Annotated in this window: 1 protein-coding gene; it reads left to right on the top strand. The window is 71.3% G+C overall.

Going from position 1 to position 1174, the window contains the following annotated elements; genetic code table 11:
* The first annotated feature begins 41 nt into the window (after positions 1–41).
* A complete protein-coding gene (locus ACK4TH_RS12000; RefSeq protein WP_409626772.1) occupies positions 42–1034 on the top strand; it encodes a cation diffusion facilitator family transporter in 993 nt (330 codons plus the stop codon).
* Positions 1035–1174 lie beyond the last annotated feature (140 nt).

The raw sequence follows: 1174 nt of genomic DNA, 5'->3' as shown, positions 1-1174 counted from the left end.
GAGGCGGCGCGGCGTTGAACCGCGCGCCCCCGCATCGCAGCATGCACCACGACGCGCATACCCACGACCACGACGATCCCCACGGACACCACGGGCACCACGATCACGGGCACTCCCACGGCCACGGGCATGCCCACGGCCACGGGCATGCCCACGTCCACGCGCCGGCCCACTACGGGCGGGCCTTCGCGCTCGGGGTCGGGCTCAACCTCGCCTTCGTCGGCATCGAGGCCTTTTATGGCTGGGCAGTCGGATCGCTGGCGCTGCTGGCCGATGCCGGGCACAACCTCAGCGACGTGGGGGGCTTGCTGCTCGCCTGGGCGGCCTACGCCGCCGCCCGCCTGCGGCCGGACGATCGGCACACCTACGGCTGGCGCCGCGGATCGATTTTGGCCGGTTTCGTCAACGCCGTCGTGCTCCTGGCGGCGATGGCCTGGCTGGTGTGGGAGGCCGGTGCCCGGCTGGTGGCACCAGGGGTGGCCCCGCCGCCGGGTGTCGTCATGGGCGTGGCGGCGGCGGGGGTCGTCGTCAACGGGGTGACCGCCTGGCTGTTTGTCGCCGGCAGCCGCCACGACCTCAATCTGCGGGGCGCCTTTTTGCACATGGCCGCCGATGCGCTGATTTCGCTGGGCGTCGTGGTGGCGGGTGCCCTCACCTGGTGGCGTGGCTGGGGGTGGATCGACCCTGCGGTCAGCCTCGTCATCGTCGGGGTGATCGTCGCCGGCACCGCTCCGCTGGCGTGGCAAACGTTGCATCTGCTGTTCGACGGCGTGCCGGCTGGGGTGGACCTGGGTGCCGTGCGCCGCACCCTGCTTGCGCTGCCGGGTGTCACCTCGGTGCACGACCTGCATGTCTGGGCGGTAGGCACGGGTGGCGCCCGCGATGTGGCGATGACGGCCCATCTGGTGGTGGGGACCGACGCTCCCCATCCGGACGCCCTACTGGCCCAGGCCGCCGTCGCGCTGCGCGCCCTGGGCATCGGGCACACCACCCTGCAGGTGGAATCGGTCGCCTGTGGGGCGGGTTGCGGGTAGCGGTGGATGTGGCGGCGGTGGCGCGACCACGATAACCCCTCGATATTGTGCGTCTGAAGGCGGCGCCTATACTGGTAGACGCGCGTGCATGTCATGCACTGGCATGTTTTGCTGACGCTGTCCGGCACCCGTGTCGGCTC

Source organism: Tepidimonas sp. (assembly GCF_046292505.1).
Taxonomy (GTDB): Bacteria; Pseudomonadota; Gammaproteobacteria; order Burkholderiales; family Burkholderiaceae_C; genus Tepidimonas.
This window is presented reverse-complemented; position numbering and strand designations above follow the sequence as displayed.